Below are 25,057 nucleotides of genomic sequence, written 5' to 3'. Positions count from 1 at the left end.
TCCCCAACCATGAAATGCCTTCTCACCCTCATCACCGCCCTGGCCATGACGGCCGGATTTGCGAAAGCAGCAGATGCTCCGCCTAACATTGTATTCATTCTGTCGGATGATCAGGCCTATACAGACTATGGATTCATGGATCATCCAGTGATCAAGACGCCAAACCTGGATAAGCTGGCTGCGCGCAGTGCAGTCTTTACTCGTGGACATGTCCCCACTGCACTTTGCCGCCCCTCTTTGGCCACTCTTGCGACAGGTCGTTATGCACATCAGCATATGATCTCTGGCAACGATCCCGCATCAGATCTGGGGAAGAATTCACCTGGTTACGATGCATTGCGTGAGCGCCTGATTAGCCACTTTGACAAGCAGCCCACATTGCCGAAATTGCTGGGTGAAAAAGGCTATCTCAGCCACCAGTCTGGGAAATGGTGGGAGGGTTCTTTTCAGCGTGGCGGTTTCACTCACGGCATGACACGAGGATTTCCCGAAAAAGGGGGGCGTCACGGCGATGACGGGCTCAAAATTGGCCGGGAAGGACTTCAGCCTATCTATGATTTTGTGGATCATGCTCAGTCCGAGAAGAAGCCATTCTATCTCTGGTATTCACCCTTCATGCCGCATACGCCGCACACGCCACCTGAGCGCCTGCTGGCCAAATACCGGGACAAGGTGGACTCACTAAACGTGGCCAAATACTACGCCATGTGCGAATGGTTCGACGAAACCTGCGGCCAGCTCTTGGATTACTTGGATCAGAAAGGCCTAACTGAAAATACGTTGGTCTATTACATCTGCGACAATGGCTGGATCCAGGATCCAGACAGCAAAGGTTACGCGCTTCGTTCTAAACAGTCGCCCAATGAAGGGGGGACCCGCCAGCCCATCATGCTGAGCTGGCCTGGAGTGATCAAACCCGGCAAGCGTGATGACCTTGTGAGCAGCATCGACCTGATGCCCACTCTCCTCAGTGCTGCCGGTGCTAGAATACCAGAAAATCTTCCGGGTGTGGATCTCATGCCTCTGCTGCGTGATGGCAAAAAGCTCGAGCGGGACACGATCTATGGCGAGACGTTTGACCATGATGTGGCCAATGTGGACAAGCCAGAAGACAGCCTGCTTTTTCGCTGGGTCATCGAAGGCAATTGGAAACTGCTTTTGACCTATGATGGTCAATTGGGAGCTAACTATGCTAAGACACATCCACGCACTGAGAAACGCCCTCAACTCTACGACCTCTCGGCAGATCCGCAGGAAAACCAAAATTTGGCCAAAGACCATCCAGAGATCGTGAAGCGCCTGGCTGATAAGATCGCCGCATGGTGGCCGGTGACAGAGAGGCAGGTTTTCACCGAATGGAGTGACGAGCCCAAGAATTGGAAATAAAACCTTCTGCCAGGGAGAGCATTACCTTCGTCCTGCAAATAACGGCACGACGAAACTCCCTGAGCCCAGCGCAAAAAGATCCGTTAAGGAAGAAACAAAATTGATCTTTGCCCCACTTTTCATCTCATGAAATTTCTCCTCTTCTTATTCACGGGACTCGTTCTGGCTGCCACCGCTTTCGGATCCGAGACCAGAAAGCCTAACGTATTATTCATCGCTATTGATGACCAGAACGATTGGATCGGCACCCTTGGAGGGCATCCCATGGCCAAGACGCCCAACATCGACCGGTTGGCCGCTAAAGGTACCGTTTTTCTCAATGCGCACTGCAACGCCCCACTGTGCAATCCATCGCGCACCAGCTTGATGTTAGGCCTGCGCCCCACTACCACGGGTATTTATGGCCTTTCACCTTGGTTCCGCACCCTGCCGCAGTGGAAGGACCGTGTGGCTCTGCCACAACACTTTGCCAACCATGGATATCGCACTGCGGCGACGGGAAAAATTTATCACGGTGGCAGCGGGGGCGGAAAAGTCGGGAAAAAGGGCAAGGCTGGAAAAGCCAAAGAAAAGAATGCGGATGGCGTGTCAGCTGAACCCGAATTTCAGATCACTGCGCCTTACGGAGGCGTCGGTAGCAAGCCGCCACAAAAACTCATCCCTCCCACACCCATGGGAAATAATGCTCTTATGGATTGGGGCGTCTGGCCACTGGACAATGATGATACTGGGAAAGGGGATTACCAGGTCGCCTCGTGGACCGTGGAGCAGATCAAGAATGCGCCCAAGGACCAGCCTTTCTTCCTCGCTGCGGGCTTCTTTCTCCCTCACGTCCCTTGTTATGCCACTCAAAAATGGTTCGATCTCTACCCCGATGACGACAGCGTGCTTCCGAAAGTCAAAGAGGGCGACCGTGATGACACGCCCCGCTTTTCCTGGTACATGCATTGGGAGCTACCTGAGCCACGTTTGAAATGGGTCAAAGAAAACAATCAGTGGCGCAACCTCGTGCGCAGTTACCTTGCCTGCACCAGTTTTATGGATGCCCAGGTCGGTCGCCTCATGGATGCTCTGGAGGAAAGCGGCCAGGCAGAGAATACCATCGTCGTTCTGTGGGGGGACCACGGCTGGCATCTGGGCGAAAAAGCCATCACTGGCAAAAACACGCTCTGGGATCGTGGAACTAAAGTTCCCCTCATCTTTGCCGGTCCTGGTGTGAGCAAGGGCGGGCGCAGCACCCAGCCTGCGGAGCTTCTCGATATTTATCCCACCCTTGTCGAGCTCGCCAGTCTTCCTGCCCGGGATGACCTCGAAGGGCTCAGCCTTGTCCCTCAACTCAAAGATGCCTCCACCAAGCGTGAGCGACCCGCCATCACCAGCCACAACCAGGGCAATCATGGTGTCCGCAGTGAAAAATGGCGCTACATCCACTACGCCGATGGCAGCGAAGAACTCTACAACATGGAAAAGGACCCCGAAGAATGGGATAACCTGGCCGGAAAACCCGAATACGCCGAAGTGATTGCAGCGCACAAAAAATGGCTGCCTAAGATCGATGTCCCTCCAGCCCCCAATAGCGCCAGCCGCGTCCTGACTTACGACAAGGCCACCGATGAGGCCGTTTGGGAAGGCAAGACCGTCAAACGAAGCGATCCAATCATTGAGTGATCAAGGTGCCGCCCCAGGGCGCTAGTCCGTCCTACCAGCGCGATTTTTTGCCCAGATTTGTTCTTGGGGCGTTAGCATCTTTCGCTACATTGCCCCAGCATGAATCCCTCGATGAAAATGAAACGTCCGTCCGCCATTACGGTGGAGGAGTTTTTCAAGACCAACGAAAAAGCGCTCAAGCTGCGTCTTGTCGGCAGTGACGTGGGATTCAAACGCAAGATCTCAGAGCCTTCCGTGAACCGACCAGGATTGGCCCTCTCCGGTTTTTTCACCTATTTCGCCTACAAACGGGTTCAGATCATTGGCAATTCCGAGCACTCTTTCCTTGAAGGGCTGGATCCCAAGCTGCGTGCAGCCCGTTTCAGCCAGCTCTGTAGCTGGGAGATCCCATGCCTCATCGTCGCCCGAGGCCAGCGCCTCAGCGAGGACCTCGTCGCCGTGGCCAATGAAGCCGGGATTTCCATTTTTCAGACCAGCATGATCACCATGAAGTTCATCAATGCGGCCACCATCAAGCTGGAGTGGGCCTTCGCACCCACCATGCTCGTCCATGGCTGCCTGGTGGATGTCCAGGGCATCGGTGTCCTGGTGCAGGGAAAAAGCGGATGTGGCAAAAGCGAAAGCGTCATCGGCCTCCTCCAGCGCGGCGCTAGCCTCGTCGCGGACGACGCAGTACGCCTTCGCCTCATTGAGGAACGGGAAATCATCGGCTCCGCCCCTGAAATGACCCGCAACATGATCGAAATCCGCGGTCTCGGCATCCTCAACGTCGCCGCCCTCTTCGGCGTTGGTTCCGTCCGCATGAGCAAGCGGCTGGATCTTGCCGTCAATCTCGTCCATCTGACGGAATCGAATGACCTGGAGCGCGTCGGCATGGCCGCCCAGACCACCGACATCATGGGCCTCACCATTGCCAAGGTGGACATCCCCGTCGCCCCGGGGCGCGACGTCGCTGGCCTGATTGAGTTGGCGGCTCTCAACTACAAACTTCGGACTTTTGGCTACAATAGTGCGGTCGAGTTTGATCAAAGATTGTTGAAAAAGATGGCAGACGACCAGATAGGTTAACCCAGCGCTTAGCCCGACCACCCGCATGACACTCAGCAAAGACCTCACGATCCGCAACAAAATGGGGATGCACGCCCGTCCGGCCGCGCAATTCGTCAAGCGTGCCAGCAAGTACAAGTGCGATATTTGGGTGGAAAAGGATGACGAACCCGTCAATGGCAAAAGCATCATGGGCCTCATGATGCTGGCCGCAGGCAGGGGAGAGACGATCAAACTCACCACGGAAGGCGTGGACGCCGATGCCGCCATGGCAGACCTGGAGGAGCTCATCTCCACAGGCTTTGGCGATGTAGAATAATCTCCTGGCTCATTCTCACTCGCTGATCCACACGCCCGTTCCCACCGGAACAAGCTCAAAAAGCTCCATTACATCTGCATTTTTCAGTCTCACACAGCCGTGGCTGGTAGGTCGGCCGATGCCACGCTCATCATTGGTGCCATGGATGTAGATGTAACGCTGCCAGGTGTTCGCATTGCGCTTTTCCACACCGTCTAGCCATAGGATCCGGCTCAATACCAGATCATCTGCCGTCACCGTTCCTGGCACCCACTGTCCTACTGGCTTTCGCGATTTAAAAATCGTTCCCTGGGCTGCTCCATCACCATGTTTCTCTTTGATCACAAATCCGCCCAGCGGTGTCTTGTTGCTGCCTTCGGTATATCCGAGCCCAAACTTGGAAGTGCTGCAAGGCCAGCTACGCAGTTGCCGGATGCCATCCCAGAGTACGAGGCGCTGAGTGGCTACCGAAACTTCGATTCGTGGCTTGTGTACAATCACGCTCCAACCATGCCGCATAGCCTCTGTTTTGACAATCACAGACTCGCCTCAGTCGGTTCCGTGACACCTCATTTAGCGCATTCATCTTGACTTTTCTACCGGATGGATTAACTAAAAGATGTCAACACGACATGGGGGCGTCCTGGTTTCGACGGGTAGTCTGCGGTCGGGGTGGCATGCCGAGGATGATTCGTTGGCCTCGTAAAAAATCGAATCAAACAAATAAAAGCAAACTCTTCTGAGCTCGCTCTCGCGGCCTAAGCACCGTGACATCTTCGAGGCAATGTCTGGTAGCCTCGACGATGACATTACCAGACTGGCTGGCTGACCGGGCGACCGGGTCGAAAGCGAGATTCAACAGGACGCTGGGTGAAAGGTATTCTGCCGATTGAAGACTGATCACCGAGATTAAATAACCGGATAAGCATGTAGAAGCCTCAACTTACGGCAATTCGGACAGGGGTTCGATTCCCCTCGCCTCCACCACCTTGATTTCCAACGAAGTACGTCGGATTGAAGATCAAAAGTGGGAACAAAAAAGCCTTCAGAATCTGGTTCGCAGACTCCGAAGACCGAGTTTTAACTCCAAATGAGCAGGTTACTTCGTGCGGACGACGAGCACACGGCGATCCATCTGCATTTGTTGCTCAGTCCCAGCAGGATACATGGGAAACATTTCACCATAACCGTGAGCACTTAGCACATTGGCAGGGACACCATAGTTCTGAGTCAGTTCATCAAACACGCGTTTGGCACGGGCGGCTGAGAGTTCCAGATTATAATCGTCAGTGCCATCTGTGCTGGTATGCCCTTCAATGTCGAAAACGGTACCAGCCTCCGTTTTTGCAATGGCCAGGATCACGCCAGCGATCTGCTCCAGTGCAGTGCGGGATTCGTTATCCAGGAGTTCGGAAGTCTCTTTTACAAAGAGAACCGGCAGCGTCACATAAGGTAGTTCGCGCTTTTCATTCTGATCTTGGACAATGACCACATTACGCTCTGCATTGTAAACACGGGTAGGCTGCCCAGGAGTTTGAACAACGGTGGTGGTCTTGGTGGTTTTGACAGTATCAGCAGGGATAACAGTCACGGCAGAAGCCGGCGGAACCATAATTTGAGGTGCCACAGAAAGCTGGCGACGAGCCTCAACTGAATCCAATACACGACCTGCCGGACGAACGACTTCGACGCCAGCGCTGCCCTGGGGGGTAACGACGGTGACTTGGGCCTGCAGTGGCAAACATGCCAGTGCAAGAGTGGGAAGGAATATTAAACAGGATTTCATGGTAGATGATTTTGGCGGGTTGATTTCGCTTCATCATTAAATCGGGTGAGCAGGGGATTTTAGCCCTGTCTTTTGCAACCCGACAAATCACGCTTCCGTCAGCCTCTGTTTTATTTCCGCAGGAGATTGGTGGGCGAGGTTGCGTTTTAAATTGAGGGTGAGCTTATCACGGTCAGCCGGTGATAGCTGATCCAGAATAGCGGAATTTATTTCTGGAGCCGCGATGAGGCCCCAGTCTTTGATCGTATGCTCGTTGAGCAATTCTTGGATCCGCTGGCCGATCCTCCGGATGGAGCGCAATTCAAGTTCAGCTTCCAGCGGTAAGCGTTCCCCCGTGGAGTTGCCTTGTCCTTGGGATTCACTGGATGGAAAGCCCCCTGCCTGATCCGTGAGCTGGTCACTCAGTTTTTCCAGAGCTTCAGCCATCTCCATTACGTCTGTTTGGACGAGGGTGCCATCATTGGCTTTATAGGCGCGGAAATGTCCGCGATCAGTAACGACAACAAGGGAGGGTAAGTTTTTCATGGAAGTAGGAAGGTTGGTTTATACTGAGACCTTCTCCACGTGCGATGGGCACGCTAGTAGGCCTGTATAAAGGTTATCGCCCCCGTCGAAAGGAACGGTCCTGCCTATTTGTTCTGCGAAATTATCCCCTCTTGTACAGAGGGGATATGCCATTCACATGCTGCCTTTGGTTGCCTTATTCCGGCCAATCTTTAGCTGAAAACGCTGACCGCATTTCGCAGCAGATTCAATCCGATGTCCTGGCTCTTTTCTGGGTGGAACTGCACAGCCATGAGGTTGTCCTTGCAGATGCCGCCAATGAAATCACTGCCATAAGTGGTGCGGCAGAGTGCGAGGGATGTGTCAGCCACATCGGGGTAATAGCTGTGCACGTAATAAAGGTGGGCAGGGTTTGGCAATCCCTTCCACCATTGGGCACCCCGCTCCTCCCAGTGGACCTGGTTCCAGCCCATGTGGGGGATTTTCAAACCGTGTTCAGGAAGAAATTTGCGCACGATGCCAGGGGCCACCCCGAGGCCCTCCACACCAGGAGACTCCTCACTCGCTTCAAAAAGAAGCTGGTAGCCGAGGCAAAAACCCAGATAAGGCCGCTCCGCCTTCAGCCACTCTTTCAGTGGATCCCAGAGCAAGCGCTCCTTCAGGATGCGGACGCTGTCTCCAAAAGCCCCCTGGCCTGGAAAAACAAGCACGTCCAATCCTTCGAAACCCTGAGGTTCAGTGACAAGTTTTGCCTCATGGCCGATGGCCGTAAAAGCATTGAGAACGCTGCGCAGATTGCCAGCGCCGTAGTCGAGCACTCCGAGATTCATGAATTACAATACGTCTTTCGTGCTGGGAATGCCGACCACTCTTGGATCATTTCGTGTGGCTGCATCGAGAGCGCGGGCGAGGCCTTTAAAAATAGCTTCCGCCATGTGGTGGGAATCACGGCCACGTTTGATTTCGACATGCAGGGTGCACATGAGCGCACTGGAAAAAGCGCGAAGAAATTCCTCCACAAGCTGATAACTGAACACGCCTGCACGCCCACCAATGGCCTCCATCTTTTCCGGTGCATGATAGCTCAGAAAAGGGCGACCGCTGAGGTCCATGGCCACCTCTGCCAGCGTCTCATCCATGGGCAGGAGGAAGAAACCGTAACGCACAATGCCCGCCTTGTTGCCCAAAGCTTCACGGAAGCACTGGCCGAGCACGATGCCGGTATCCTCAACGGTGTGATGATAATCAACATCCACATCGCCGACGACCTTCACAGTCAGGTCAAAGAGGCCATGCTTAGTGAACAGTGTGAGCATGTGGTCAAAGAACGGCACTCCGGTGTCAATCGTGGAAAGGCCGGAGCCGTCCACATTGAGTTCAATCTGGATGTCAGTTTCGGCGGTTTTGCGGTGCTGTTGGGCAGTGCGGGGCATTTTCGGGGTCAGTTAAACAGGATTCGAGGGATACAATTCAGTCTGTAGCACTGAACACTGAAAACAGGAGACTGAAAACCGAATAGTTGAATCGGCGGCTCATTGGCTGTGCCTCTGTCCACAGCATAAACAGGGTGAGGCACAGCGCACTCTCTCGTGTCATCCATGCCTTCCAGCGGTGTGTCCAGCACTTCATGATAGAGGAAAATGAGGGCGTGGAGAGCCTGATTCTGAGTGGAGGGAGAAATCCCGGTTCACGCCCAGATGGGTCAAGAAAGCCTCATCCTTCGCTTTCCCAATGTCTTTCGGGTGAATCGCGTTCCCGGCACGCTGCTTGTGCCAAAGCACAAATCCTTGTACCAGCCCGCCGCAAGTAATGGCGGAAACGCATCACGCGAATGATCCGTTGTTCCAGGATCGGTACTCCAGTAGCAATCGTCATCCACGATTTTAAGCCGCCTATTTGAGCGAATATCCACTGTTTTGTTGCTTTACGCTCAAGGGGTGGATAATGGAACGCCATGTATTCGAGTCCCGTCATAAAGCAACCAATCTGTGGGAGATAAGGGATGACAAGGCAACGTTTTTGTGAATGACCTAAATTGTTGGCGTAAACACATGAACCCGCTGCGAAACATAGTTCTACTTCTGGGTGTTTCGAGTTGGGCGCACGCAGACTTCTCCAATGACCGTGTGCCGGTCGGCCCCGAGGTCGTTGCACGCATCGTTTCTGGAGCCCAGCGCTACGGTGAACCGTTGGAGTCCAAGGCGACGAAGGGGGAGCGCACTGTTTATTACCTTCGTCGTGCCGAGTATATCGGCGAGTGTGTGGCTCCCTTCGACACAGTCCACATCGCAGAGCTTTTTTTTATCCGGTCGGGCGTGCGCGGACAGCAGACTCCGCCACCACGCGGGCACACGTTTCTTGTCTTCTACGACTCCAATTTTCGAGTTCGGGGGTATTGGCGTGATCAGGGTGGGCCATATAGATTCGAGGGCACCAAGTTGCTTGAGGACGGCAGGGTGATCTTCGACTACTCAGAGTCTAACAAGTACACGGCTGTCCCTCCTGGCCAGTGGCCCCATCCTCCAATCTGGGAGCAACCGAAACGCCAACAAGACGGTGGTGGACAATCGGCTACCCGCACCGAGTCGAAATGACCTTCATGGCTTCAACCATTATTCCTGTTGCGGAGTGGCGCTGCCGGTAGCCGGTGCCACACCTCGACGTTATGCAGAAAAATGGCTGACTCTGAAATTAGCAAATCGTTCGTAGGCCGAGCCTACGAACTTGAGATACTTAGGAAGTCACTTCTTGGTGGCCAATCGAGAACCGTTGTAATCTCGGGACCCCGCGGTATTGGTAAGACTGCGCTGGGTTATGTGTTCTCAGATCTTCACCACGCGGAATTCCCGGGCGGTGTCAGTAGGCTACACGCCAATCCAATGGAACCATTGGACATCCTTGTTTCTTCAACTTTCGTTGATCAGACAAAGGCTTCGCTGATAATCATTGATGACGTTGATGAACGCCCCAATTCAACGGTCCTCAAGGAGGTCAATAAGCTACGACAAATCTTCCCGAATGCGGGAATCATTCTGACAACAGGAGGGGATCCCACAGTTCTTCAGGGGGATACTGCTATTCGACTGGGCGGTCTCTCGTCAGACCTAATGCGAAACATGATCGAGCAGCGCGCTTCGCTCTCTGCAGACGCATGCGTGCCGAAGGAACTCCTAGATCTTCTTCAAGGGCACGTTCTAGCAGGTAAGATCGCCGCCGATTCGATGTTGGCCCAAGGTTTAACGCCCCGAGAGCTTCTTCGGAGGCTGCATGCTTTCACTGCATCGGGAATCTATGACCCTTCGGGTTTACCACTTTTAGCTGGTGCCTCCCAAACCCAGATTATTTCAGACATCACTACGGTGTCTGATGAGTTTCTCACCAAGCTGCACGACTCACCAAATCTGTGGTATGACCTATCGCCCAGAGATTTTGAGGTCGTCGTGGCGGAGATCCTCTACAGGCTTGGATATGATATCACCCTTACTCCTGCGTCTAAGGATGGCGGGAAGGATATCTATGCTGCCAAGAAGAGCGATCTCGGATCGTTTCTTTACGTCGTTGAATGCAAAAGATACGCGCCGGACAACACGATCGGAGTCGGTCTCATTCGCCAATTAAATGGCGTCGTCGAGGCTGAACGTGCAACTGCAGGTATTCTTGCGACGACATCCTTCTTCACCAAAGATGCAAAGGAATTCCAAACCACTGTGGCTAATCGGATGAGTTTAAAAGACTACTTGGGGCTCCAAGATTGGCTTGCCAGACTCCAAAATCCAAAAGTATAACAAGCCGCATCGTGCAACCCCTACCAGCCGTTCAGTTTCGATGATTCACCTGCCTACAACCCTTACCCTGTGATCGACGTTCGCCCCCGCTGGTAGGGTTGCCAACGCTTGAACGTTAGCCCAACTCAACACGCCGCGTGCCAACCAGTAGCCAATCCAGATCGATTAAGATAGCCAAGCGACTCCTGATTGGAGTCTCTGCAATGGTGGCTCTTTTATTTTGGGCTTATTCGTGGTCGCAGTTCTATCCCAAACATGCCGTGGAGTTTATTGGTCCAGCGGGGACAGAGCATCGGGCTTTTGTCGAGAACAGAAGTTTTCAGGACATTAGCTACACTTTATGCGTTTCTGATTGGCCATACACATTTTGGGAGCCTCTCTCTGTGGAGTCTGTCATGTATTCTGAGGGTTCCGATTGCAGGGTTTTCTGGAGTGCGGACGGCAGCGTTGTTGCAGTCAGAGATTCGGCCTCCTCTGACTATAAAGCTGCTTACGACTACAAGAAGCATGAACTCATCAGGTATGACTCCACTCGGATGCAGGCATTCATCGCCGCGCGAGGTGGTCTCGGCCCGGAGTTTTCAGATTATCGTGATGGTAAGGAGACTTATGGCGAATGATACCAAACGACCAACCAAGCGCGGCTGGACAACTGCTCGGTTCCTCTGTCGGCCAAGCTTTCCGTATTTTTAACCCGTCATCCCGTCTCGACGCCTAACCTCCTCTCAGCGGAGCCAGTGCTTGAACGTTAGGGCGACTCCGTGTTACGTTTAAATTACGAACCACTTATGGCAACATCCGAAGAAACAGTAATCGCTGAATGGATGCTTGAGGAATTCAATCAACAGGGGCGACTTGTCCAGAAGAGAGCCGTTCGCGAGATTCGACAGCGTTTCGGCGAGCATCACCTTTACAAGAACCAGAATCGCAACTGGGCACTTAACAAACCCATTTTAGATGAGTTTCAAAGACTCACGCCAGAGGACACTGTTTGGAGCCTAAGTCGTCAACTCTGGCGTCTTCGTCGCCCGACAGACCCACCCGACACACGAATGGTGCGATCACAACGCCAAGGCGAACAAAACGGATGCAAGCAAAGGCTCGTATGGCATTTGTCGTGTCGTCAACACTTTCCGCTCGCCGTCGCCTGATCCGAAGCGTTCGCCCAAGAACCGAGTCCTCCGCCCATGATCGACACTTGTAGATTCCTCTGGTCCCGAGTGATCACGCGCGTGGTGATTGCCCTCCTGACAGTCGGGGTGTCTTCTGTGTCGGCATTTGACCCAGTAGGACCGCCGCCCCAAAAGACCATGGAGTGGACTTGTAGATTTCTGGGATCGGGCCGCATGGCGGCTGCGAACTTTCAGAACGCTTCGATTTGGGAAGCAGCCGATTTTCTGAGCACTTACATTCCGACGGGCTACAACTTGACTTACAATGTTGACGATGCACTTGACGATGCGACGCGTCACATTTCCTTGGATTTGAAGGATCCGACATTCTTAGAAGTTGTCGCCGAAATTGCCCGCCAATCGGGGACGGATGTTCTTATCAGCCCTGGGCAGGTCACGTTCAAGAAGCGCAGTGCCGCCAAAGCCACAAAACCAAAATGAACCGGAACGAGCGAAGGCGAACAAGGTGCTGGTGGCAACGGCTCGTAGCCGTCTGTCGTGTCAGCGGAGTCTTGCACTCGCCGTCGCTGCAGCTTAGATGTCCGCTACTAAAATATGATCATCGAAGAGATGCAGAACTACTATGGACAAAGAGCGTCCGTGTATGATTCGTCGATGGGATACGACGATGAGGGGAAGGTTCGCATTCTCCTTCCGATCATAGAGCACGTCCGTGAAGCCTTGCGCGGAAGACACGTCTTGGAGATCGCTTGCGGACCAGGTTTCTGGACTCAATTCGCATCTGAGACAGCGGCCTCAGTCGTCGCAACTGACTACAACCAGTCGACGCTCGATGAGGCTTTGAAGAAGAGATTTCCCTTTGACCGTGTATCCTTTTTGCAGGCGGACGCATACCATCTAGACCTTATCCTGGGAGTTTTTGACGGCATTCTTTCCGTTGACTGGTTGGCGCATGTCCCCCTTTCCAAGATAACGGAATTTCTTTCTGGAGTGATCGGTCGAGTTGGTTTCGGCTCGCCAATTGTGTTTGTTGATCAGCTTCCGGGTGAACACTCGATAACAAGAGAATTCGACACCGAAGGGAATCATATTCAGGAGAGGACGCTGCCTGATGGGTCAACGTTCAGGGTGATTAAGCACTTTTTTAGCGACGATCAGATCACCGACCTGTTTTCTGGTTTCGTAGGATATTTGAGTATCCGGCGATTTCCTGAATGTCGGCGTCTCATTGTGACCTTCATACCAACATTAAGCGAACAAGCCGTGGATGGCAACCCCCAGTAGCCCATCTGTTTTCGATGTTCCCACGTAATATCAACCTTCACCCCGCGATCAACGCTGGCTCTCGCTAGTGGGGTTGCCATCACTCTAACCTTCGTCGTCCTTAAGCTGAGTGCTTCCATGACGATCACCCGTGAGATTCACTGCGCGGCCTTTCCGCCATTGCAAGAAGCTGTCAGGAGTGACCGCGCTCCTCTCTCTCTTCACGCCGCCTGCTGGGCGGGGGTTTTCACTTGGTCCAGCACCTTGGTGATGAGGTCGTCCACGCGGATCTGCTGGGCCTCGCCTTCAAAGTTCAGGATGATGCGGTGCCTCAAGGCCACATGGGCAATGGCGCGGATGTCATCCGTGGAGACGGCGGTGCTGTTTCGCTGTCCGTTGGGTTTGCATGGAAGTTCTAAAGAAACCAGCAGATAGGCCCGGTGGCAAGGGGCAGTTGGAGTTGGGTGCGGGTCAGATTGCAGATGACTGACGCAGATCACGCAGCCATTTGCGCAGGAGTCTTGACTTGATCCAGCACCTTGGTGATGATGTCGTCCACCCGGATCTGCTGGGCCTCACCCTCAAAGTTCAGGATGATGCGATGGCGCAGGGCCACATGGGCGATGGCGCGGATGTCATCGGTGGATACGGCGGTACTGCCTTGCACGGAAGCCCAGACTCGGGCACCGCGGATCAGGCTCTGCAAACCGCGCGGACTGGCTCCATAGGAAACAAAGCGCTGAATCTCTGGCAGCACACCGGGAGTCTCGGGATGCGTCCCCAGGATGAGCTGGGAGGCGTAACGGGCGACAGGCTCGGCCACGGGCACTTCGGCCAGTTCACGCTGGAGTTTCATGAGGTCCGCGCCGGAAAGGATGGACTCGAGGACAGGCTCAGTGAAGCCAGTTGTGCGGCGGGAGATTTCTACCAGGGAATCCAGGTCCGGGAAGGGGACTTTGATTTTGAACATGAATCGATCCAACTGAGCCTCGGGAAGGGGATAGGTGCCTTCCATTTCCATGGGGTTTTGAGTGGCTAGGACAAAAAAGGGCTCCGGCAGCACGTGACGCTCCCCCCCGGTTGTGACGCAGCGCTCCTGCATGACTTCCAGCAGAGCAGCTTGTGTCTTAGGCGTGGCGCGGTTGATTTCATCCACCAGCAGCAGGTTTTTAAAGACGGGGCCTTTTTCAAAAAACATCATGCGCCGTCCCTGCTCGTTCTCATTCACGATGTGGGTGCCCAGAATGTCTGCTGGCATGAGATCCGGCGTGCACTGGACGCGGCCCGGCTCCAGGCCAATGACCTGGGAAAGCGTGCGGACAAGAAAGGTTTTGCCCAGTCCAGGCACCCCTTCCAGCAGCACATGACCGCCGGAAAAAATAGCCACCAAGACATCCCCCAGGAGGGCATCATAACCGACAATGGATTTTTGCAGTTCTTTCTTGAGGCTGGTGAAAAGGGTCTGGAATGAGGTCATGGGGTAAAGGGAAAGGGCACTTCAGTTTGAGCTGTCAGGGCGAGGATGTTCAGGGCTGTTTTTCGAAACGCCGACGCAGTTCGTTAAAGTAGCGGCGCACCTGCTCCCGGCGGCTCGGTGGCAGGGCAGCATCATCCAAAGCTTCTTCTTCCGCCTGGAGAAAATCCACCGCCGTCTGGCTGGCCGTGCGGGTCGCTGATTCTTGGCGGGTTCCCCCTTCTACAGCACGGACGCTGGACTGGCCGTCGGCATTTTGCTGCGCAGTGACGACGCTGCTGCCAGTCGTGTCCTGTTTGGCACTTGGGTCGGCATTGAGCTCGGCCTTGCCTGCTCCAGGATCGCGACCGCCCGGCATGCTCAGGGAAATGCTGGGCGCACCTTCGGCTGGCTGGCCGGGGGGGGCACCCAGGATGAACATGTCCGGTGGTTTGTCTCCCGGCTTTTGACCAGGGACAGGTGCCATAAGCATGGGAGTGCCCTGATCACCCGCCTGGCCTTGCTGTCCCGGCTGCCCTGCCTGGCCGACCTGGCCCACCTGCATTTGCTGGGCCTGCCCTTGTCCTTGCTGGCCGGGATTTTGCTGCGGCATCGTCTGTCCCTGGTTCATCTGGCCCAGCCCCGGAGGTTGCAAAGACTGCTGAGATTGCTGCCCTGCCTGGGCCTGACCCACCTGCGGCGTCTGCCCGCTCTGCCCCTGCTGCTGCGGACTGTTTTCATTGGCCGCATTCATCTGCTGCATGCCTCCCGCGTCGTTTTGGCCAGCAATGTTGCTGCCTGCATCGCGGAGCTGCTGAGCCAGTTTTTCCAACTCCTCTCGTGACTTCTCACGCAAGGCCAGATCGCGCATTTTTTCCGCCAACTTTTCAAACTCGCTACCGGCTGCGGCAGACTGGCTTTTTTTCATCTCATCACCCGCTTGCAAAACATGCTGGCCGACACTGCGCTGGCGATCCTCTTTTTCAGCTGCTTTTTCCACTTCTTGGAGAGTCTCATTGAGCCGGTCCCGTGTCGTTTCAGGAAGCTGCGGGGACTTAAGCTGCTCCGCCAGGGTATCGGCAGCGCGTGCCGTCTGAGCCGCATTTTTGGCAGCGGCTGCATCACCCAGATCCGCCGTGTCCGCATGGGTGCGCAGCGCCTGCACGAGCTTCTCAGAGGCCCAGGCATCCTTATCATCGCCCAGCCGCTCAGCCAGTTTTTCGGCTTCACGGGCACGGCGCTCCAGGTCAGACATCACTTGGCGGGCATCCTGTCCCTGCGCATTTTCCAGGCTGGCGGCGGTGGCTTTGAGGTTTTCCTTCAGCTTTTCTAGTTCCGCCTTCTCGCTCTCCTCCAGCCCGGCCAGGTTTTTCTTGTCCCAATCCGTCTTCGCCAGCTTGTCCGCTTCTGCTTTCGCCGTGGCCAGCATCGCCTCATCAAGGGGGATCTCATCACGCCCTTTTTGCACCAGGGTGATGCTGTGAATCACCACCAGCAGGACCAGAGGCATCTCCAGCCAGCGTTTGAAAAGCGGCAGCGGCAGGTCCCGTGCGAGGCTTTTCTGGGCCGTGGGCAAAAGCCCGCGCTGCTGCTCCAGATGCCCTTCTTCCGTGGCGGTTCGGGCCGTCTGCTGCTCGAACCACCAAGCACTGGCAAAGGCCTCACGCCGTCCTGTCTGGGAATCCCAAAAAGCCAGCGCACTGTACGCCCCCGGCATCTTCCACGTGGCCATCGTAGCGCTGCCCACTAGCCACATGACAAAAAGGAATGTCCCCCAACCGACTAGCCCCCCGCTGCCGGTAACGAGCGCTCCCACGACAATGAGTGCGAGCAGGGCGCTCACAGGCCACACCGTCCTCCCCAGCCATCCTAGCCAGCGGCGCAACCACACCCGACGCCGCACCTGCTCCGCTGCTAGAGCAAAGGTGGTAAGGGATGGAGGGGCGGAGGTCATGAGAGAGTCCTTCTTAGTTAACGGCGCTGAGCCTCAAACCTCCAGCAGGATTTGCAGCCGGAGCAAAAGAAACGAGCCGTCGGGGCGGTAGATCTCCTGAACAGATGCCTTCACATCGGAGAGGGCTGGTGCCGTCGGGGCTCTGGTTAGCCTTGCAAACCCTTTTCAGCCGTTGAACAGATTTAGAGCACGCATCATTAGTGGCGGCTACAAAAAAGACCATGTTGACTTGGCCGCAAATCCACCAAGCGCTGATCGAAGCTTCAGAAGCGGGACTTTCTGCAACTGAGGTCGTTCGAAGAATGGCGATCGAAGAAGAATCTGCTGGCAATTCATGGGAACGGGTTGGAGCCATTTATTATGCAGGGCTGGCGATGGGCGGTTATGATCTCGCCTTTGTGCGGTCCATGGCTGTTTCGGCGCTTGGATGCCTTCAAGACCCTGAGCGAACAAAAACGGTACATTTGGCTGCCCATACCGATGCAGAGTGGGCTGTCGGGCAGTTGATCATGCGTGAGTCTCCTGCGACGGCAGACAGCCTCTATCTAAAGGCGTGCATTGTTTACTGGTCAGCCATCACTAACCTTTTCACCGACACCTCTTTAAAGCACGACATCCTGCGGAATGCGGTCTTCGGTTACAGGGAGGCTATCGCCATGGATCCAACCCATTGGCTTGCCCACTATTTTTTAACCTGTTGTCTATTTGACCTTCAATGCTGGCCAGACGTCCTTGCTGAAACATCGGTTGCGCTTGGCCTGAACAACGGTCCTGCCAATCAACCGTGGCGGCGATCCAAGCTGCAGGAGTGGCAAATTGTAGGCTTGTTCAATGTGTGCCAAGTCGTGCAGGCACAAGGTTTTCTCGCTCAATTTTTGGATCAGTTCGCCATGGAAACACCGACCGACCTAGAGGGCAAAATTGAAAGCTTGGACGAACTGGCCGATTGCCTTCAACAGCATGAGGTCGAAGCGTCTTTGAAAACACGGTTTGAAGCTTTTAAGTCATCTCTGGAAGCTGCCGGAGTAATTTAAGGCAAGTAAGACATGAGCGGGACCATGTCGCTCATCTCAACATCGTTACCAACCCGCTTGCGCGGATGCATGTCCCCACGGGCAAGAACTCCTGGCGATTCTGCCTGCTTAAAGGCTCAGGCGATTGATCCCCCATTTTCATAAAACCTTGTATCGGCGGGCTTTCCAGTAAGAGGCGAGGTGGTAAATGATGCCGCAACTGGAGTTATGCAGGTAATCGGTTTTCAGGATTAGATCTTCCAGTTGCTCCTTGGATGCCACAGCCAGCACCGGAGGTTCCGCCATCATTGGGATCACTGCACATTCGCCGGCCTCGCGAGTGAAGTGCCAGATCTGCTTGTACGGTCCCCACTGGGGGTTCGTGTAGTCTTTCATTTTCTTTCACTCCTTTACCTGACGCCAGTCAGGGCCCAGCATCTGCATCTCCTCAGGGCTCTTTTGCGCGATTTTCATCGTGATGTAGGACAGCCGTTTTTCTGCGATTGTGCTCAGGTGTTTCATCGTTGTGGCGATGGCGCTTTTAAGTTCCGGTTCGGGTTCCAGATGATGTAGAAGCTCCAACGAGCATTGCATCTGCAGGAAGGCGTAGCCTGGCTGGTGCGTGTCGGGATTTGCAGACTGGGCCACTGCCTCCGCCGCATATTTACGCCATTGTTCCCGGTAGCGTTCATTTCGCGTGGCGTCCCACGCTGCAGCGTAAATCATAGGAAGGCGGGCCGCTTCATGTGCCTGGACATTCCACATGCGGGAGATGCCCACGAGGCATTTTTGGCCGTCGGCGCGGCAAGAGTCAAAATTGTTTTCGGGGGTGACAAACTTGATCATGCGCTCCGCAACGGAGGCGAGAATGTTGCGAATCTCCTCCTTGGTGGCATCATCCGCCAGAGGGCTGTGATAGTACTTCCATAGCCCATGCACAAAGTGGGTATACTGGTCCCGCGAAGAGTTGAAATAGATGCTCTTCTGGTCTTCGACACAGATGTTTCTGGCAACAAATCCGGGTGCCCCCGGAACCGTAGAGCAGCGCCGCATGCCGCTGAAAACCTGGGCGGCATCGTGGCGCAAGTTTTCTTCCCCGGTGACGGCAAAGCGGTCGCATAGCAGGCTGAGCATGGCCCCGCCCAGGATCATCCCATCTTCCATGCCGGTGCCGTAGCCACAAGGATTCGGGTATTGCCTGCGCACCTCTTCCGCCGTGGGGAGATGGGCTTGTTCTTTGCCTGCTTCATAGCTGCTCAGATAATCCATGAACGTCTGGACATCCTTCTGGAAAAAACGGTTCCACGTGACCTGCCAGGCCTCGTCCATCTTCGCCTCCAGTGCTGCCGACGGGGTGGTGGCATGACCAAGGTTGACGACGACAGCAATAAGGGCAGTAAAGAGAGCAAGGGGGAGTTTCACTGGCTTTGGATACGGGGGTAATGCTTGGATGTCTTTAGGGTTTCAGTGTGGCATTTTCTTGGTCTGCCCAAAACTTGCGAACGAACTTCACGGCACTAATATTCTGTTTCTCGAACGTTGGCTCCCAACCGAATCAACTCCAGGCAGAACGCCTGCACTACCGCCTCGTCTTCGATGAGAATTCTGCCGTCAGGTCCCTCAGGGAAATACGATATGTAGGAAGCGTCTTCCACTTGACTCTCAAAGCCTGCCTTTTCAAGAGTTTGAGTAAATTTATAGGCATCCCGACCACTTATAACACCAAGGTCAATGCCGCCTTTTTGTCGCACCTCCAAAAGTAAACGGGCAGAGTCGGGCAGTTGACAAATATTTTTGCAATTGCGCAGCTTCCTGATCCAAATTGATGGAGCTACATCTATGGAATGACGAATGAAAACACGTCTATAGTCATGGCGAATTCTACTGACAACCCAATCTTTGGGATCAGGTATATTACCCAATATGGATGCTATAGACATGGGGTAAAATCTAGCGTTTGATTGGAAGTTTCCGGTCAAACATCACCGCACAAGCATAGAGGGCAAAGAGAGCAAAAAAGGTCAGGAAAGTCTTATTCCACAGTAAGGTCCTAAACTCAGTGCCCGCCCCCTCGAAAAAAGGCGGACTGGCCCAATATTCGAGAATGGAGAAACCGGAAACCAAGACTGCTAGTCCGGGCCATGTAACAGCTTTCCGGGAAAGAATTCCTCCCACGGCTATCAGGAAGATGCCGTAACCAGAGAAAACCCAAAGATCACGCAATTCAGCAGACTTGGATTCACGAGCCAGCAGTTCTACTCTGGCCTCATTACGGGTGTTGTAGAGTGACTCATTTTCCTTACGCACTTGATAGGTTTCATCCGACGTTTTGCTGCGTTCCAGAACCTTGATTTCCGCATCAGCTTTTCGGAACTCCTCTAGCAAGGCTGCTGTATTCGTTTCCGCCCGGGCACTGATTTTTTCTGGTTCGAACTCATCGAACATGGAAGTTTCCATGCCCCAGATAAGTTGATGAACGTCCTTACCCAACTGCGTAAGAAAGATAAGATTGCCTATAATGAAAAGGGTGACTGCGAAAGCTCTCATGAGTTGTGGATATTGATTCGTTGGTGAGTCTAAAAAGTTTCAGCCAACCATCCCCCGAAAGTCCTCCTCACTTAGCACCTTCACGCCCAGCTTCGTCGCCTTGTCCATCTTACTCCCCGCATCTTCTCCGGCGAGAAGATAGGTGGTTTTGCCGCTGACGCTGCCGCTGACTTTGCCGCCGTTGGCGCGGATGGTGTCGGCGATGGTTTCGCGGTCCTGGCTGAGGGTGCCGGTGATGACCCAGGTAGTCCCTTTGAGCTTGTCGCTGGCGGCCTCGACGGTGCGTTGGGAGAAGGTCAATCCGGCAGCGCGCAGGCGTTCGAGCAGGGCTTTATTGTCCTCATCATTGAACCAGGCATGAATGCTCGGCGCGACGATGGCTCCGATGTCGGGGCATTGCGTTAGCTCCTCAATGCTGGCTGCCGCCAGGGCATCAATGCTGCCAAAGTGCTCCAGCAGCTTGCGTGCGCCGCCTGCACCGACATGGAGAATGCCGAGGCCAAAAACCAGCCGCCAAGGGTCCTGCTGCTTGCTCGCCTCGATGGCCTTGAGCAAGTTATCAATGCTCTTGGTGCCCATGCGCTCCAGACGGGCGAGTTTAATCTGATCAAGCGCATAAATATCAGCCGCATCTTCCACGGTGCGCCGATCGTGAAAAGGGGTGTCAACGAGCTGAGCGACAACAGATTCACCCAGGCCGCTGATGTCCATAGCACCCCGGCTGACGAAGTGTTCCAGACGGCGCTTGGATACTTCGGGGCACTTGGGATTGGGGCAACGAATGACCACCTGTTCTTCGTCTCGATGCACCCCGGTTCCGCAGATCGGGCACTGGGTCGGCACAGGAATCGGAGTTTCGCTGCCAGTTCGCAGATCCTTTTTCACAATGACGACGGCTGGGATAATCTCACCCGCTTTTTCGATCACCACGGTATCACCCACGCGGATGTCTTTGCGCTCGATTTCCTCGAAGTTGTGCAGCGTGGCATTGCTCACGGTAGATCCACTGAGAAACACCGGGGTCAGACGTGCCACTGGCGTCAATGCGCCTGTACGGCCCACCTGGATATCCACGGCCAGGAGCTTCGTTTCGGCCTGCTCGGGCTGGTATTTGTAGGCAATGGCCCAACGCGGGGCTTTGGAGGTGGAGCCAAGCTCCTGCTGGTCCGCAAAGGAGTTGACCTTCACCACCGCGCCATCGGTTTCATAGGGCAGTGAACCGCGTTTTTCATTCAGCTCCCGGATGGCCTCCAGCAGGCCTTCGGCACTGTCTTTTTCCCAAATGAAATCGGCACGCCGCAGTCCAGCTTTTTTCAGCAGCTCATGCACCTCCGTCTGGGTGTTGATCGGCATACCCCAGGCATCCGCCAGACCATAGAAAACGATGTCCAAAGGACGCTTGGCCACCGCTTTGGAGTCGAGCTGTTTGAGGGTGCCTGCAGTGGAGTTACGCGGATTGGCAAAACGGGGCTCTCCGGCTTCCTCGCGCTCCTGGTTCAGCTTGGCGAAGTTGGCCTTGGTCATGAAGACCTCTCCGCGCACTTCGAAGGTCTGCGGGCCGTCTTTAGGCAGCCGCAGGGGCAGGCTCTTAATCGTCCGCAGGTTCGCCGTCACATCGTCTCCTGTCTGGCCGTCACCTCGGGTGACTCCGTGTTTAAAAACGCCATCTTCATATCGGATGCTGATGGCCACGCCGTCCACTTTCGGTTCGATCACACACTCAATCTTCTCCCGGCCCAAACCTTTCTGTAGCCGGGCGAAGAAGGCCGCCATCTCCATTTCGGAGTAAGTGTTGTCCAGGCTCATCATGGGGATGGTGTGCCGGATCTGCTTGAAACCCTCAATGGGAGCACCGCCCACGCGTTGGGTGGGGGAGTCTGACGTCAAAAGGTCAGGAAACTGAGCCTCAATGTCCTGAAGTTCACGCAAGAGCGCATCAAACTCCTGATCCGTAATCTCCTGCCGCGCCTCGGTATAATAGAGGTGGTTGTGGCGGTGGAGCTCGCTGCGGAGCTGCTCGGCGCGGTGGGTGGCTTCGGCGTGGGTCATGCAGTGTTTGTTTACCTGGAAAGGGGCGGATGGGAAAAGGGAATTTTGCAGGGACGGTCGGAAGGTGGCTGGTCTGCTCAAGAAACAAGCTGGCAAAGGCAGACAGATTCCGAAAAGATGGAAGATTGATGGGCTTTCCGTCGCTATCCTCCACTTCCTTTTTTCGCCCCCCTGTGAACTTGCTTCGATCCCTCGATTATTCCGTCCTCCAGCAGTGCATGCACTGCGGCATGTGCCTGCCCACCTGCCCGACCTATGTGGAGACAAAAAAGGAGCGCAACAGCCCACGCGGCCGCATCTCCTTGATGCGCAGTGTCGCCGATGGAGAATTGGAAGTCAGCAAGGCCTTCTCCGATGAAATGTATTACTGCCTCGGCTGCCTGGCCTGCCAGACGGCCTGCCCGGCGGGCGTGAATTATGCCGAGCTGTTTGAAACCGCGCGTGCTGAGGTGGAGCGCGCCGGGGTGGGCCAAAACAATGAGCGCGATTTCTGGCGCTGGCTCACGCTGAATGTCCTCTTTATGCACCCGCGTTTGCTCCGTTTCGCAGGTTGGGGCCTGCGCCTGTGGCAAAAAACGGGGCTGGATGTGAAACTGCGTCACGTCAAATTCTTCGGACTGCTGCCGAAAAAACTGCGCGATCTGGAGCCACAGACGCCAAAGGTTTCACCTGAATTTTCCGATGCGCTGATTGAAGCCCGCGAGACACCGGTGGTGCAAAAATATCGTGTCGGGTTGCTGACGGGCTGCATTCAGGACCTGGCCTTTTCCAACATCAATCGCGATACAGCAGATGTCCTGCTGGCCAATGGTTGTGAAGTCATCACCCCGCGTGCCCAGTCCTGCTGCGGCTCCCTGCATGCGCACAACGGCGCGGTGGAGCTGGCCCGTGAACTGGCCCGGCGGCAGATTGACAGCTTCGATCTGGACAGCCTGGATGCCATCATCACCAATGCGGGCGGCTGTGGCTCCCACCTGAAGACCTACGGCCATCTTTTGCATGATGATCCGTTTTATGCCGTCCGTGCGAAGCAGTGGGATCGCAAGGTGAAGGACATCCATGAATGGCTGGTGCAAACCGGCATCCGCAAGCCCGAACACGGAGCCGGGGTGACTGAGGTGACCTATCACGAAAGCTGCCACCTCTGCCATGGGCAAAAAGTCGTCAGTCAGCCAAGGCAGGTGCTCCAGGCCATTCCCGGCTTGATCTTAAAGGAACTGCCAGAAAGCAACTGGTGCTGTGGCAGCGCAGGCATTTACAACATCACGCAGCCTGAGCAATCGGCCAAGCTGCTGGATCGCAAGGTCAAAAATATCGCACGCACAGGCGTCACGGTCGTTACGACCTCAAACCCCGGCTGCCATCTGCAATTGGCCAACGGCCTGGGAAACACAGCGCAAGTGACCCAGCCCGTGACGCTGCTGGCGAAAGCTTATCGTGAAGAAACCGCATCCCTTTAAATTGATGAAGCATATAAAGTTAGGCCGTTGGCTGCCATTTTTGAGTATCGCCACATTCTTGCTGGCAGGGCAGGGGAGTATTCGGGCCCAAGACCCGGTTGAAAAACCGAAGCTGCCCAATGGCGAGATTTCATCCCGCTCGTTTGTGGACCAGTCGATGCTGGTGAGCAAGTTCACGACGGAGCAGTACGCGCACCAGTCCTCCATGCGCATTGTCAATGGGATGGGATACGTGGTGTATCAGTGCAACGAAAACACACCGGAAGAAAACCAGGCTGGGCAGGTGGCAAGGATGGCCGTTTTTAACATTCTGAACCCCACCGCGACGGCAACTTGGGTGGATGTGGCGCAGGTGGGGGAAACATCCGATGGAGTGACCATTGGAGGCACCTTTGTCTCCGGTCCCATGCTGCACATCCTGAATGAAAAGACTCTACGCATTTTCTTCGTGGGTCGTTTGGGCAGCGATACGATCTCAGGTTACCGGGCCTTTTACAAAGACTACGACATTGCCACCGGCAAGCTGGCCGGATTCAAAGCCATACGCTGCACCATTGGCAAGGATCCTTCCAAAGTGATGGACCTCGCAGTGCCAGCGATCCAGGCGCAGCTGGACTTTTTGTTTGGCGCAGGATTTGGCGAGCAGTTTGCCCGAGGCATCAGCACGCCCTGTGATTTTACGGAATTTGACGGCCAGCTTTACAGCTCCATCCAGATCAAAAACTCCGTGGACGGAGTAACGAAGCTGATGACCAACGTACTCATGCGCAGCTCTGACCAAGGCCAGACCTGGGAGCTGATGGGCGCACCTGATCCGCGACTGCTGACGACGGAGGTCAAAATTTTGGCCGAGCCAGCTATAACCCAAGACCGCAACTATGTGTATCTGCATCTCCGCACAAACGTCGTTGAAGGTGGCTATGTGCTTTGCAAGACCAAGAAATCCGACTTGTACACATTCGATGCACCGGTGAAAAAATGGACCTATGGCATTGGACGGCCGACCATTGCTAACTTCGGTAAACCCATTGGTATGGTGGCCATGTTTACGGCAGCCAGTGTGCCCATGGGCGGCAACCAGATGACGCGCAACAAATGCGATGTAGTCCAGATTGATCCGTCTTATAAAAAATATACGAAGGCGTTTTCAATCGTGGACTACAACGCCGTGAACACGCCTTTCATGTTCCTTTATCGGGATGAGATGTTTGTCTCTTACTCCACCGGCCGCCGCCGTTTGCACGCGAAGTTCGGCACCTCAGAAATCGTCTTTAGCAAGCTACGCCGGGAGTTCTTTGTCCCTACGGAGTAATGGAAGAAACAGGACTATCAGTCCTGTGTTTCCTTCCATTTCATGATGGCCTCATGCGTTTTTTTGCCGAGTTGACTGTCGATGTTCCTATTCCAGCTCATAGGTGGATTATTGAAGCCGAATACCAGTTGGGAGATGTATTCGCTCCCACCATGGGCATAACCGTCTCGCTCCTCTTGATTGAGTTCGATTAAAACGGACCAGCTTACGAAAGAGTAGCCACTATGAATGTCCAGATAGTAGCGGTTTTCTTCGCTCAAAAGAAACCAGCCACCGGGAGCATGATCAATTACTTCCATCGTTTGTATTTCATTCTTTCTGCCGTGAACCTTGAAAGACAAAAGCGAGGCTACAAAAAAACAGCCCCCCACTTTCGAGGGAGGCTGCTCTGATTATAGG

28 protein-coding genes and 1 other RNA gene are annotated in these 25,057 nt (G+C 54.6%); 14 read left to right on the top strand and 15 right to left on the bottom strand.

The annotated features are described in order from the left end of the window. The first annotated feature begins 9 nt into the window (after window positions 1–9). The 4 genes from EI77_RS15050 to EI77_RS15035 all read left to right on the top strand — a co-directional run bounded on the left by EI77_RS15050 (window position 10) and on the right by EI77_RS15035 (window position 4,420). Window positions 10–1,386: a sulfatase family protein gene (locus EI77_RS15050; RefSeq protein WP_166647278.1), complete on the top strand. Its 1,377-nt coding sequence runs from the start codon at window positions 10–12 to the stop codon at window positions 1,384–1,386. A gap of 126 nt (window positions 1,387–1,512) precedes the next feature. Further along, window positions 1,513–3,054, top strand: coding sequence for a sulfatase (locus EI77_RS15045; RefSeq protein WP_133796112.1), 1,542 nt, complete (start codon window positions 1,513–1,515; stop codon window positions 3,052–3,054). Window positions 3,055–3,171: 117 nt separating this feature from the next. Beyond that, complete coding sequence (gene hprK / locus EI77_RS15040) at window positions 3,172–4,122, top strand: HPr(Ser) kinase/phosphatase (protein ID WP_243838872.1); 951 nt, start codon at window positions 3,172–3,174, stop codon at window positions 4,120–4,122. Between the two features lie 25 nt (window positions 4,123–4,147). Further along, on the top strand, window positions 4,148–4,420 hold the full coding sequence (locus tag EI77_RS15035) for an HPr family phosphocarrier protein (protein ID WP_133796110.1): 273 nt from the start codon (window positions 4,148–4,150) through the stop codon (window positions 4,418–4,420). A gap of 15 nt (window positions 4,421–4,435) precedes the next feature. On the opposite strand, the gene EI77_RS15030 is transcribed toward EI77_RS15035, so the two are convergent. Further along, entirely contained in the window at window positions 4,436–4,900 is a 465-nt protein-coding gene (locus EI77_RS15030; protein WP_243838871.1) for a L,D-transpeptidase, read from the bottom strand. A 133-nt stretch (window positions 4,901–5,033) separates the two neighbouring features. Here EI77_RS15030 and ssrA point away from each other — a divergent pair. After that, window positions 5,034–5,386, top strand: a transfer-messenger RNA (tmRNA) gene (gene ssrA / locus EI77_RS15025). Window positions 5,387–5,498: 112 nt separating this feature from the next. Here the strand turns inward: ssrA and EI77_RS15020 are convergent. From EI77_RS15020 to EI77_RS15000, 5 genes are all read right to left on the bottom strand, one after another. Then, window positions 5,499–6,185, bottom strand: a complete 687-nt coding sequence (locus tag EI77_RS15020; RefSeq protein WP_133796109.1) for an OmpA family protein — start codon at window positions 6,183–6,185, stop codon at window positions 5,499–5,501. An 87-nt stretch (window positions 6,186–6,272) separates the two neighbouring features. After that, entirely contained in the window at window positions 6,273–6,710 is a 438-nt protein-coding gene (locus tag EI77_RS15015) for a host attachment protein (RefSeq protein ID WP_133796108.1), read from the bottom strand. Window positions 6,711–6,901: 191 nt separating this feature from the next. Beyond that, entirely contained in the window at window positions 6,902–7,519 is a 618-nt protein-coding gene (gene hisH, locus EI77_RS15010) for an imidazole glycerol phosphate synthase subunit HisH (protein ID WP_133796107.1), read from the bottom strand. Window positions 7,520–7,522: 3 nt separating this feature from the next. Continuing rightward, on the bottom strand, window positions 7,523–8,122 hold the full coding sequence (gene hisB / locus EI77_RS15005; protein WP_133796106.1) for an imidazoleglycerol-phosphate dehydratase HisB: 600 nt from the start codon (window positions 8,120–8,122) through the stop codon (window positions 7,523–7,525). A 280-nt stretch (window positions 8,123–8,402) separates the two neighbouring features. After that, window positions 8,403–8,663, bottom strand: a complete 261-nt coding sequence (locus EI77_RS15000) for a hypothetical protein (protein WP_133796105.1) — start codon at window positions 8,661–8,663, stop codon at window positions 8,403–8,405. A gap of 77 nt (window positions 8,664–8,740) precedes the next feature. Here EI77_RS15000 and EI77_RS14995 point away from each other — a divergent pair, with 77 nt between their 5' ends. The 6 genes from EI77_RS14995 to EI77_RS14970 all read left to right on the top strand — a co-directional run bounded on the left by EI77_RS14995 (window position 8,741) and on the right by EI77_RS14970 (window position 12,891). Continuing rightward, window positions 8,741–9,283 (top strand): hypothetical protein, encoded by a 543-nt coding sequence (locus EI77_RS14995; RefSeq protein WP_133796104.1) that lies wholly within the window; start codon window positions 8,741–8,743, stop codon window positions 9,281–9,283. 81 nt (window positions 9,284–9,364) lie between these two features. After that, window positions 9,365–10,474 carry a restriction endonuclease gene (locus EI77_RS14990; protein ID WP_133796103.1) on the top strand — a complete coding sequence of 370 codons (1,110 nt, stop codon included), beginning with the start codon at window positions 9,365–9,367 and terminating at the stop codon, window positions 10,472–10,474. Between the two features lie 395 nt (window positions 10,475–10,869). Beyond that, the gene (locus EI77_RS14985) at window positions 10,870–11,094 is read left to right on the top strand and encodes a hypothetical protein (protein ID WP_133796102.1); all 225 of its coding nucleotides are present in this window, start codon (window positions 10,870–10,872) and stop codon (window positions 11,092–11,094) included. A 168-nt stretch (window positions 11,095–11,262) separates the two neighbouring features. Continuing rightward, the gene (locus tag EI77_RS24210) at window positions 11,263–11,625 is read left to right on the top strand and encodes a DUF6953 family protein (RefSeq protein ID WP_425606539.1); all 363 of its coding nucleotides are present in this window, start codon (window positions 11,263–11,265) and stop codon (window positions 11,623–11,625) included. Window positions 11,626–11,661: 36 nt separating this feature from the next. After that, the gene (locus tag EI77_RS23395) at window positions 11,662–12,087 is read left to right on the top strand and encodes a hypothetical protein (RefSeq protein ID WP_166647277.1); all 426 of its coding nucleotides are present in this window, start codon (window positions 11,662–11,664) and stop codon (window positions 12,085–12,087) included. Window positions 12,088–12,201: 114 nt separating this feature from the next. After that, the gene (locus EI77_RS14970) at window positions 12,202–12,891 is read left to right on the top strand and encodes a class I SAM-dependent methyltransferase (protein ID WP_133796100.1); all 690 of its coding nucleotides are present in this window, start codon (window positions 12,202–12,204) and stop codon (window positions 12,889–12,891) included. Window positions 12,892–13,091: 200 nt separating this feature from the next. Here the strand turns inward: EI77_RS14970 and EI77_RS14965 are convergent, their stop codons facing one another. The 3 genes from EI77_RS14965 to EI77_RS14955 are packed head-to-tail and all read right to left on the bottom strand — an operon-like array spanning window position 13,092 to window position 16,277. Beyond that, the gene (locus EI77_RS14965) at window positions 13,092–13,370 is read right to left on the bottom strand and encodes a hypothetical protein (RefSeq protein ID WP_133796099.1); all 279 of its coding nucleotides are present in this window, start codon (window positions 13,368–13,370) and stop codon (window positions 13,092–13,094) included. After that, window positions 13,367–14,347 carry an AAA family ATPase gene (locus EI77_RS14960; RefSeq protein ID WP_133796098.1) on the bottom strand — a complete coding sequence of 327 codons (981 nt, stop codon included), beginning with the start codon at window positions 14,345–14,347 and terminating at the stop codon, window positions 13,367–13,369. Before EI77_RS14960 ends, EI77_RS14965 begins: the two co-directional genes overlap by 4 nt. Before the next feature lie 49 nt (window positions 14,348–14,396). Beyond that, window positions 14,397–16,277 carry a hypothetical protein gene (locus tag EI77_RS14955; RefSeq protein ID WP_133796097.1) on the bottom strand — a complete coding sequence of 627 codons (1,881 nt, stop codon included), beginning with the start codon at window positions 16,275–16,277 and terminating at the stop codon, window positions 14,397–14,399. Between the two features lie 221 nt (window positions 16,278–16,498). On the opposite strand from EI77_RS14955, the gene EI77_RS14950 reads away from it, so the two are divergent. Then, a complete protein-coding gene (locus EI77_RS14950; RefSeq protein WP_133796096.1) occupies window positions 16,499–17,311 on the top strand; it encodes a hypothetical protein in 813 nt (270 codons plus the stop codon). A gap of 138 nt (window positions 17,312–17,449) precedes the next feature. Here the strand turns inward: EI77_RS14950 and EI77_RS23595 are convergent, their stop codons facing one another. The 5 genes from EI77_RS23595 to ligA all read right to left on the bottom strand — a co-directional run bounded on the left by EI77_RS23595 (window position 17,450) and on the right by ligA (window position 21,886). Further along, window positions 17,450–17,686: a hypothetical protein gene (locus EI77_RS23595; RefSeq protein WP_208300364.1), complete on the bottom strand. Its 237-nt coding sequence runs from the start codon at window positions 17,684–17,686 to the stop codon at window positions 17,450–17,452. 6 nt (window positions 17,687–17,692) lie between these two features. Next, window positions 17,693–18,712, bottom strand: a complete 1,020-nt coding sequence (locus EI77_RS14945; protein WP_208300363.1) for a hypothetical protein — start codon at window positions 18,710–18,712, stop codon at window positions 17,693–17,695. 95 nt (window positions 18,713–18,807) lie between these two features. Continuing rightward, window positions 18,808–19,230 (bottom strand): hypothetical protein, encoded by a 423-nt coding sequence (locus tag EI77_RS14940; protein ID WP_133796095.1) that lies wholly within the window; start codon window positions 19,228–19,230, stop codon window positions 18,808–18,810. Window positions 19,231–19,240: 10 nt separating this feature from the next. Continuing rightward, on the bottom strand, window positions 19,241–19,837 hold the full coding sequence (locus EI77_RS14935) for a hypothetical protein (RefSeq protein ID WP_133796094.1): 597 nt from the start codon (window positions 19,835–19,837) through the stop codon (window positions 19,241–19,243). Between the two features lie 39 nt (window positions 19,838–19,876). Further along, window positions 19,877–21,886, bottom strand: a complete 2,010-nt coding sequence (gene ligA, locus EI77_RS14930; protein ID WP_133796093.1) for an NAD-dependent DNA ligase LigA — start codon at window positions 21,884–21,886, stop codon at window positions 19,877–19,879. A 179-nt stretch (window positions 21,887–22,065) separates the two neighbouring features. On the opposite strand from ligA, the gene EI77_RS14925 reads away from it, so the two are divergent. Together EI77_RS14925 and EI77_RS14920 are read left to right on the top strand one after the other, a co-directional pair. Further along, complete coding sequence (locus EI77_RS14925; RefSeq protein ID WP_243838870.1) at window positions 22,066–23,346, top strand: (Fe-S)-binding protein; 1,281 nt, start codon at window positions 22,066–22,068, stop codon at window positions 23,344–23,346. Window positions 23,347–23,386: 40 nt separating this feature from the next. Next, a complete protein-coding gene (locus EI77_RS14920) occupies window positions 23,387–24,658 on the top strand; it encodes a hypothetical protein (RefSeq protein ID WP_133796091.1) in 1,272 nt (423 codons plus the stop codon). Window positions 24,659–24,675: 17 nt separating this feature from the next. On the opposite strand, the gene EI77_RS14915 is transcribed toward EI77_RS14920, so the two are convergent. After that, window positions 24,676–24,957 carry a hypothetical protein gene (locus tag EI77_RS14915; protein WP_133796090.1) on the bottom strand — a complete coding sequence of 94 codons (282 nt, stop codon included), beginning with the start codon at window positions 24,955–24,957 and terminating at the stop codon, window positions 24,676–24,678. Window positions 24,958–25,057: the final 100 nt, after the last annotated feature.

The organism is Prosthecobacter fusiformis, from assembly GCF_004364345.1.
Taxonomy (GTDB): Bacteria; Verrucomicrobiota; Verrucomicrobiia; order Verrucomicrobiales; family Verrucomicrobiaceae; genus Prosthecobacter; species Prosthecobacter fusiformis.
The sequence above is the reverse complement of the archived record's forward strand: the minus strand, read 5'-3'. Positions and strand labels throughout refer to the sequence as shown.